The 1881-nt window shown below is 64.3% G+C and carries 2 protein-coding genes and 2 tRNA genes; 1 reads left to right on the top strand and 3 read right to left on the bottom strand.

Annotated elements, in window-relative coordinates; translation table 11 throughout:
* Both tig and LQV45_RS29020 read right to left on the bottom strand, forming a co-directional pair.
* A partial coding sequence (gene tig / locus LQV45_RS29025; protein WP_230010484.1) for a trigger factor occupies positions 1 to 1252 on the bottom strand: 1252 nt, incomplete at its 3' end.
* 68 nt (positions 1253 to 1320) lie between these two features.
* Positions 1321 to 1395, bottom strand: a tRNA-Pro gene (locus tag LQV45_RS29020).
* 131 nt (positions 1396 to 1526) lie between these two features.
* Here LQV45_RS29020 and LQV45_RS29015 point away from each other — a divergent pair.
* A tRNA-Gly gene (locus LQV45_RS29015) sits at positions 1527 to 1597 on the top strand.
* A gap of 109 nt (positions 1598 to 1706) precedes the next feature.
* Here LQV45_RS29015 and LQV45_RS29010 read toward each other — a convergent pair.
* Positions 1707 to 1881 (bottom strand): zinc finger domain-containing protein (locus tag LQV45_RS29010; protein ID WP_290370344.1); only part of this gene is annotated, 175 nt, incomplete at its 5' end.

The following is a 1881-nucleotide window of genomic DNA, read 5'->3' as shown; positions in this document are numbered from 1 at the left end:
CCTCGGAGTCGGTGACCTCGGCCTGGCCCAGCACGACGGCCAGTGCCTTGCGGCGGCGGACCTCGGAAACCATCATGGGCACCTGGCCGCTCTGATCGATGATCTGGGCGAACTGGTTCGGGTCCATGCCGTACTGGCTGGCGGTGGTGACGATGTAGTCGATCAGTTCGTTCTGGCTGACGTTGACTTCTTCCTTCTCCGCGATGGCGTCGAGGATGATCTCGTTCTGGAAGGCGCGCTCGGTGTTGGCCTTGACCTCGGCGCGGTGCTCCTCGGTGTCGTGCTCGCCTTCACCGTGGGCGTTTTCAGCGTTGAAGTGCTGCTCGAGCTGCTCTTCGACGATCGACGCCGGGACGGGAACCTCGACGAGCTCAACGAGCTTGTCCAGGACCTTGTCGCGGGCCTCGACGCCCTGGTCAACAATCTTGGACTCGGCGGCCTGCTTGGCGAGGTCCTCACGGAGTTCGGCCAGGGTGTCGAATTCGCTGGCGAGCTGGGCGAAGTCGTCGTCGGCGACGGGGAGCTCGCGCTCCTTGACGGCCTTGACGGTGACCTTGACCTGAGCGGACTCGCCGGCGTGCTCGCCGCCGACCAGCGTGGTGTCAAAGATGGCGTCCTCGTCGGCGCTGAGGCCGGTGACGGCCTCGTCGAGGCCTTCGAGCATGGTGCCGGCGCCAACCTGGTAGGACAGGCCGGAAGCGGAGTCAACATCGGCGCCGTCGATCGAGGCTGCGATGTCGATCGTCAGGAAGTCGCCATCGGCGGCCGGGCGGTCCACGGACTTCAGCGTGCCGAAGCGGCCGCGGAGCTCGTCCAGGGCCTTGTCGACGGCGGCGTCGGAGGACTCGGCGGCGGCGACCTCAACCTTGATGCCTGCGTAGTCGGGCAGTTCGATTTCGGGGCGGATGTCAACCTCGGCGTGGAACTTGAGCTCGCCGTCGGTGGCGGACGGGTCCGGAACCTCGGTGATCTCGACCTCGGGACGGCTCAGGGGGCGGATGCCGGTTTCCTGCACGGCGGCCTGGTACCAGCCGTTGAGGCCTTCGTTGATGGCCGTCTCCAGGACGTAGCCGCGGCCAACGCGCTGGTCAATGAGCTTGGAGGGGACCTTGCCCTTGCGGAAACCGGGGACCTGGATCTGCGAAGCAACAGTCTTGTATGCCTCTGCGATGCTGGGCTTCAATTCCTCAAAGGGGACCTCAACATTGAGCTTGACCCGCGTGGGGGTGAGGTTCTCGACAGCGCTCTTCACAGTCTAAGTACTCCTGGTGTGGGGGGTATGGGGTTCTGCATTGCCACGTGCTGGCAGTGCTTGCAGAGTCGGGGTGACAGGATTTGAACCTGCGACTTCCTGCTCCCAAAGCAGGCGCTCTAGCCAAGCTGAGCTACACCCCGTAAGTGCACAGAACAGTCTACGGTCATACTGTGCCGATTTGCACATTTGACACCGGGGCCTTGAATTGGGTTTAGTTGTATCCGGCTTGAACAGCCGCCCGGAAGTTTTGCTGGAGTTCCAGTGAGATCCCGGGGACGTAGCTTAATGGTAAAGCCTCAGTCTTCCAAACTGATTACGCGGGTTCGATTCCCGTCGTCCCCTCAGAAATATGACGAAAAAAGCCCCTCTCCGGAGGGGCTTTTTTCGTTGCCCTCCGGGCCCCGGCGGCCGGGGCTTGGAAGGGCAGGCGTGCAAGGGCAGGCGTACCGGCTCAGGCCGGCTGGCAGGCCGGGCACCAGTAAAGCTTCCTGGCGCCGAGCTCGGTCAGCGCCACCGGCGTTCCGCAGTCCCTGCAGCCAAGTCCGTGCCGCCGGTAGACGAAGTGCGCCTCCTCCGGGGCCGGCAGGACGCCGCGGGATATGCCGGCTCCGGCCCCGTTCCAGTAC

The organism is Microbacterium sp. Bi128 (assembly GCF_918698205.1).
Note: the sequence above shows the minus strand (reverse complement) of the source record. Positions and strands in the feature narration are given on the sequence as shown.